Below are 6,724 nucleotides of genomic sequence, written 5' to 3'. Positions count from 1 at the left end.
AAAGTCCCTATGAATAGGGGATCTAGGGGGCAATCAAAATCTCTAAGATTCCTCAAACCATTCCTTAAAGGGGTTTAGAATATCCCAGCGCGTCTTTGACTTTTGACAAAGTGACATTAGCGATCGACTCTGCCTTTTCTCGTCCCTGCTGCAGCACCGATTCTAGATAGCCCTTGTCGTTCATAATGGCGTGATATTTCTCCTGGATAGGTTGGAGTGCGTTGATCAAGGTGTCGGTCAGCAGGGGCTTGAACTGTCCCCAGCCCATATCAGTACATTCAGCGGCGACGGCTTCTTTGGTTTGTCCTGACAGGATCATGTAGAGCGACAGCAGGTTGTGGCATTCGGGGCGATCAGCATCATCAAAGGTAAGTCCGCGTACCGAGTCAGTTTTGCAGCGTTTAACTTTGCGCTGAATCTCGTCGGGGGGGTCGAGCAGATTGATGCGGCTGGCATCCGAAGGATCGGACTTGGACATTTTCTTCGTGCCATCAGTAAGGCTCATCACCCGTGCCCCTTCGCGGCGGATCATTGGATCGGGCAGTTTGAGAATCGGTTGGTCTTCTTTGCCGTAGAGGTAGTTCAGTCGGGCGGCAATGTCGCGAGTTAGCTCCAGGTGCTGCTTCTGGTCTTCGCCAACGGGTACTTTGTCCGGCTCGTACAGCAAAATGTCTGATGCCTGCAAAACAGGATAGGTCAGCAGCCCAGCACTGACGTTTTCTCCCTGCTTAATCGCTTTCTCTTTAAACTGCACCATGTCATCGAGCCAGTTTAAGGGCGTGATGCAGTTAAACAGCCATGCCAGTTCCGTATGGGCAGGAACGTGGGACTGAACAAAGATGGTGGCGTGCTCCAGGCTAATGCCGCAAGCCATATACATCGCTGCCACTTTGTAAGTCGTTGTGGCAAGCTGAGTGGGGTCGTGGGGCACGGTGATCGCGTGGAGGTCAGCCATAAACAGGAAACTGTCATAGTCCTGCTGAATCTCAACCCAGTTACGAATTGCCCCCAGATAGTTGCCTAGATGCAGTTCACCCGTCGGCTGAATTCCTGAAAGCACACGCGGCTTACCCATAACGTTTCCCAATTCCCCTTACATACTCTATTTATTCTGCCCGATCGCGACCAGATGCAGTGGTTTCGGTGGAACGTTATGAGCTAGATTTTGAGTAAATTCTTTTGCAAAAGAGAGCTGATTGCCCAAAAAAAAGCAGCCCGAAGGCTGCATTAACAATCTTTCACCTGATTTAAGCTCAAGATATCAGGCTGGGAAGCGATCGTCGGTCTTCCAGGGCACATTGCTTCCAGGTCATAGTCGAATTGGTAGTGATTGATAGTGATATAGGCAGAAAACCGTATAACGATGACTCAGCAGCCAAACTCCCAACCTATCTCCGCTGTGCCGCCCATCGATCGCGGACCCGGTAGCATGATCACAGGTGCATCCTATCCGCTTCGAGCTGTCTGGCTATTTGCCAAATTGCCCCAACTGCGGAAATTTATCTTGATTCCGATCGTGATCAATCTGGTGCTGGGCGTGACGCTGTATGCTGCGCTGCTCTCGGCAGGATATTGGGCAATTGATGCGCTGATTGCAGGGATTCCCGGATGGCTAGCGCAGTTGTCTCAGGTGGGGGGATCGATCGCCCAGGTTGATCTGCCTTCAGTCCATTTGCCCCCGATTCAATTGCCTGATTTGACCGCGTATTTGCCTCATATTCCTTTACCGCAGATTGCTTTGCCGGCAATTCAGCTTCCTGACTGGCGACTTCCCCAGTGGCAGTTTCCGCAGTGGCAGTTTCCCCAATGGCAAATTAATTTACCTACTGTACGCCTTCCCGACTGGCTACTTCAGTGGCTCAATGCCGTGCCGGGAGAAACGCTGCGGCTATTTGTGTTTTTGCTGCGGGGGCTGCTGACGGTAATTCTGCTGCTGCTGACGGGCTTTGTGCTGCTTCAGTTTGGGGTGCTGCTGGGTGCGCCCTGGTACGGCAAGCTGTCAGAAGAAATTGAAATTCTCAAAACTGGACAACTCCGAACGGTGAACGTTAGTTTCTTGACAGAAATCGGGCGGGCAATCACCTACGAACTCAACAAGCTAATTCTCACGATCGTCTTTGGTCTACCGCTCTTTTTGCTCAATTTCTTTCCCGGCATCGGTACAGTAATTGCAACGATCGGCGGTATTATCTTGGCGGATACGATCGTCTGTCTTGATTTTCTGGATTCTGCGGTGGAGCGGCGTCGTCCTTCGTTTCGTCAGAAATTGGGAATTGTTGGGCGGAGTCTACCCGGTAGCGCAGGGTTTGCGATCGTCTGTCTGGTGTTGGTGAGCATTCCGTTTGTGAATTTGCTGGCGATTCCGGTTTGCGTGGCGGCAGGAACCCTATTCTTTTGCGATCGGATTTTGCCCTGGTATCGTTCTGAAAAAACTGAGGAGCGCAAGCTATCGCCGGAAGGCTAGTTCTCGTTCCTCTGGAGTTAAATCGCGCCATTCTCCGGGTTGGAGTCCCTGGAGGCGGAGTTGACCGATTGCTACTCGCACCAATCGCAGCGTGGGAAAACCAACGGCAGCGGTCATGCGTCGCACCTGGCGGTTTTTGCCTTCGGTCAGCGTCATTTCGATCCAGGCTGTGGGAATCGTTTTGCGAAAGCGAATGGGTGGATCGCGAGGCGGCAGATCGGGTTCGGTGTCCAGCAGACGCACTTGAGCCGGACGAGTTTTGTAGTCCTGAATTTTCACGCCCGATCGCAGTTTTTGCAGGGCTACCTCGTCGGGAATTCGCTCCACCTGCACCCAATAAGTGCGCGGATGGGAAAACTTTGGGTCGGTCAGGCGATGCTGAAAGCCGCCATCGCTGGTTAACAGCAGCAGTCCTTCACTATCGCGATCGAGCCGTCCAACCGGATAAACATCGGGAACTGGGATAAAAGCTTTGAGCGTCAGACGATCGACGGCAGTTTCGTCTGTAAATTGTGAAAGAACGTCGAACGGTTTGAAGAAGACAAGGTAGCGGTTCTCCCCGGAAAAAGGGGGCTTGATTTGAGGCATGGAATTGAATGGAACGTGAGCGATCGAATATACGAATCAGTTATCGGTTTGGTGATAGGTTGCTAGAGCTTTTCTGATCTTGGCAAATATAAAAGCGATGATCGGGAAGGCGATCGAAGGGTTTGGATCAGGGTGTGTTGAAGAATGAGTATGTTTAAGAATCAGAAAAGGCAGAGCACTGCTATCGGTTTGTTCTGGTTAGAACTTGCCAGATGATGAAGCCAGCGAAGCCGATGTAAAAAGCCACCGCTAGCCAATCGAGAACTGTGGAAGACGTATCCATTGTTTGAGTCGAATTACTTGAGTCAAAATTACGTGAGCCAATTTGTCTACAGTTTCTAGAGAATACTGTTTCTAGAGAATACAGTAAAAAAGAGGGCACGACGATCGCACCCCCGTTGCATTAATTTAAGTCGATTAACGCTCGATCTAGAGGTCCTTGACGCTGGAGACAAGCTGTTCGACCACATCCTTTGCGCCACCAAACAGCATCATGGTTTTGTCTTTGTAGAAAAGCTCATTCTCCACACCGGAGAAGCCTGCATTCATGCCGCGTTTGATCACGATCGTATGGTGAGCGCGATCAACTTCGAGAATGGGCATTCCATAGATCGGGCTAGCGGTATCGTGACGGGCGGCGGGGTTGACCACATCGTTTGCGCCAATTACCAGAGCCACATCGGTTCGCTCAAACTCTGGGTTGATGTCGTCCATGTCGTGCAGCTTGGGGTAGGGCACATTTGCCTCTGCTAGCAGCACATTCATGTGTCCGGGCATTCTGCCTGCGACGGGATGGATCGCGTATTTTACGTCTACGCCCAGTCGCTCAAGCTGGTCTGCGAGTTCGCGTACCGTGTGCTGTGCCTGAGCCACTGCCATGCCATAGCCGGGGACAATTACCACCGATCGCGCATAGCCCAGCATCATCGCGCCTTCTTCGGGATCGATCTTGTGAATCGTTCGATCCCCTGATGCGTCTGAACTTCCGCCAGAAGCCGTTTTTGCGGAACCGAAGGCAGTAAATAGGACGTTTGCCAACGATCGATTCATTGCCTTACACATGATTTGCGTCAGGATAATGCCCGATGCGCCGACCAATGCTCCGGCAATAATCAGCATATTGTTCGTTAACACAAATCCGGCAGCACTTGCAGCAAGCCCAGAGAAGGAGTTGAGCAAGGAAATGACCACGGGTGTATCTGCACCGCCGATCGGTAAAACGAACAGAATTCCCAGTACAAGAGAGATGGCAACGAGAATGAGAAAGGTGACGGTATCGTGTGGATTAAACAGCAATAAACCGCTTGCACCCAGGAACAATGCCAGCAACGTCAGGTTAAATGGCTGCTGAAAGGGAAAAGTAATAGGTGAACCGCTGATCCAGCCTTCCAGTTTGACAAAGGCGAGCAAGCTTCCGGTGAAGGTAATGCCGCCGATTAAAACACTGAGGACGATCGTAATCGTTTCGCTGAGGGGAACGAGTTCCAATCCATTCAGATATTTCCAGAATTCGCCCACGGCAACAAGTGCGGACGCTGCGCCACCAAATCCGTTTAGTAAACCCACCATTTGTGGCATTGCGGTCATTTCAACGCGCTGCGCCATGACGATGCCGATGATGGAACCGATCGCGATCGCCACCGCAATCATTTCATAGTTCAAAATTTGCCGATCCAGCAAAGTTGCCACGACGGCAATCAGCATTCCGATCGCCGCAATCCCATTTCCCCGACGAGCCGTTGCCGGAGAACCAAGCTGTTTTAAGCCAATAATGAACAGGGCAGACGCAGCCAGATAGCTCAACTGAATTGCTGAGGGGAGAAATTCGTTCATGCGTTGCCTTCCTTCTTCTTAAACATTTGCAGCATGCGATCGGTGACGAGAAATCCACCCACGACGTTAATGGTTGCGAGAATGACCGCAATCAATCCCAAAATCACCGTTAGATTCCAGTGACGTTCGCCTGCCACCAGCACCGCACCCACGACCGCAATTCCAGAAATTGCATTGGAGCCAGACATCAGCGGCGTGTGGAGCGTTGGCGGGATTTTATTAATGACTTCAAACCCGATAAAGGCGGCTAGCGTAAAGACGACTAAGCCTGTAACTAATGCTTCTGTCATGTTTTGTGAATCCTTTTTGCTAACCCACCGTCGCCATTTGATTCAACAGTTCGCGCACTCGCGGATGGCGCACTTCGCCTGCATGCGTCACACAAGCTTCGCGAGTAATTTCATCTTCAAAGTTGAGCAGCAGTTCACCGTTCTTCACCAAATGCTGCACCAGCGTCAGCAAATTTTTCGCATACATCTGACTCGCGTGAACGGGCATCGACGAAGGCAAATTCGTGGGACCAATCAGCGTCACGCCATTCTTGACCACATCGCGACCTGCCTTTGTGCCCTCACAGTTGCCGCCCTGCTCGGCTGCCATATCGACCACGATCGCCCCCGGTTTCATTTGCGCCACCATGTCAGCCGTTACCAGGATCGGAGCGCGTTTGCCGGGAACCTGCGCCGTCGTAATGACTACATCTGATAACTTCACATGGTCGGCGATCGCCTGCTGGGTCTTCTGCTTCGCCACCTCAGACACTTCTCTGGCATATCCGCCTGCGGCAACAGTGTCTTCTTCCAGGTTCACCTCAACAAACTTCGCGCCCAAACTCTGGACTTCCTCTTTCACGGCAGGACGAATATCAAACGCCTCGACCACCGCTCCCAACCGACGCGCAGTTGCAATTGCCTGCAAACCAGCCACTCCTGCCCCGATCACAAACACTTTGGCAGGGGGAATTGTGCCTGCCGCCGTCGTCAACATTGGAAAGAACTTGGGCGACGCTGCTGCTGCAATCAAAACCGCTTGATAGCCTGAAACCGATGCCTGAGACGAAAGCGCGTCCATACTCTGCGCCCGACTGATACGCGGAATTAGCTCCATGCTGAGGGCAGAGATGTGGCGATCGGCGAGTCGTCCTGCCAGTTCTGGATTGCCAAGCGGATCGAGAAAGCTAATGAGCGTTACACCCGAGCGCAGCAAATCCACCTCATGCCGTCCGTCTTCTCGACGCTGGGGCGGTTTGACCTTGAGCAGCACATCGCACGACCCCCAGAGTGCCTCTAGATCAAAGACGATCGTGGCTCCGGCTTTTTCATAGTCCGCATTTGAGAAATAGGCGGCTTCTCCCGCTCCGGCTTCGATCCAGACTTCGATCCCCTGCTTGGTTAAACGACTCACGGTATCCGGGATCAGGGCAACCCGCCGCTCTCCCATTTCAATCTCTCTTGGAACTGCAATCCTCATGAATTCTTCCTTCCTCAACTTGGTTTTGTCTCTCGTCAGTTTGCTCAAGTTTCTTGAAACGCTTAATGTGAAGCACTTCAACCAATGACGTTTATTTGTAATGGGTAGTGCCGTTTGAAGTTGCCCCTGTTACAGGTGAAGGGTGGACGGCTGCCCACCCCCATTATCTTGAATCCGATTGAGTCTGATTTACTCTCGTGTAACGCAAATCGATCGTCCTTGCGAAGGGTTATTCACAAACATTGAACAAACGCTAAATCAATTAACATTGTTTGGAAGCGATCGCTTTTGGGGATCAAGGTAATTTATCAGTTCCGCGATCGAATCGTTACAAGAATTTAGATGTCTTCCAAAAATTGTGCTGTGAAA

At 51.5% G+C, this 6,724-nt stretch carries 6 protein-coding genes; 1 reads left to right on the top strand and 5 read right to left on the bottom strand.

What is annotated here, in order from left to right; genetic code table 11:
* Window positions 1-64: 64 nt before the first annotated feature.
* Window positions 65-1,075: a tryptophan--tRNA ligase gene (gene trpS, locus H6F80_RS01650; protein ID WP_190789882.1), complete on the bottom strand. Its 1,011-nt coding sequence runs from the start codon at window positions 1,073-1,075 to the stop codon at window positions 65-67.
* A 288-nt stretch (window positions 1,076-1,363) separates the two neighbouring features.
* Here trpS and H6F80_RS01645 point away from each other — a divergent pair, with 288 nt between their 5' ends.
* A complete protein-coding gene (locus tag H6F80_RS01645; protein ID WP_190789881.1) occupies window positions 1,364-2,464 on the top strand; it encodes an EI24 domain-containing protein in 1,101 nt (366 codons plus the stop codon).
* Here the strand turns inward: H6F80_RS01645 and H6F80_RS01640 are convergent.
* The 4 genes from H6F80_RS01640 to H6F80_RS01625 form a co-directional block, all read right to left on the bottom strand.
* Complete coding sequence (locus H6F80_RS01640) at window positions 2,447-3,052, bottom strand: pseudouridine synthase (protein WP_190789880.1); 606 nt, start codon at window positions 3,050-3,052, stop codon at window positions 2,447-2,449. The genes H6F80_RS01645 and H6F80_RS01640 overlap by 18 nt on opposite strands.
* A gap of 429 nt (window positions 3,053-3,481) precedes the next feature.
* Window positions 3,482-4,885: an NAD(P)(+) transhydrogenase (Re/Si-specific) subunit beta gene (locus tag H6F80_RS01635; protein ID WP_190789879.1), complete on the bottom strand. Its 1,404-nt coding sequence runs from the start codon at window positions 4,883-4,885 to the stop codon at window positions 3,482-3,484.
* Window positions 4,882-5,175, bottom strand: a complete 294-nt coding sequence (locus tag H6F80_RS01630; protein ID WP_190789878.1) for an NAD(P) transhydrogenase subunit alpha part 2 — start codon at window positions 5,173-5,175, stop codon at window positions 4,882-4,884. The genes H6F80_RS01635 and H6F80_RS01630 overlap by 4 nt, the downstream gene beginning before the upstream one ends.
* 19 nt (window positions 5,176-5,194) lie before the next feature.
* A complete protein-coding gene (locus H6F80_RS01625) occupies window positions 5,195-6,355 on the bottom strand; it encodes a Re/Si-specific NAD(P)(+) transhydrogenase subunit alpha (protein ID WP_190789877.1) in 1,161 nt (386 codons plus the stop codon).
* Between the last annotated feature and the right edge of the window lie 369 nt (window positions 6,356-6,724).

This window comes from Leptolyngbya sp. FACHB-711, assembly GCF_014695615.1.
Classification (GTDB): Bacteria; Cyanobacteriota; Cyanobacteriia; order Elainellales; family Elainellaceae; genus Leptolyngbya_A.
The sequence above is the reverse complement of the archived record's forward strand: the minus strand, read 5'-3'. Positions and strand labels throughout refer to the sequence as shown.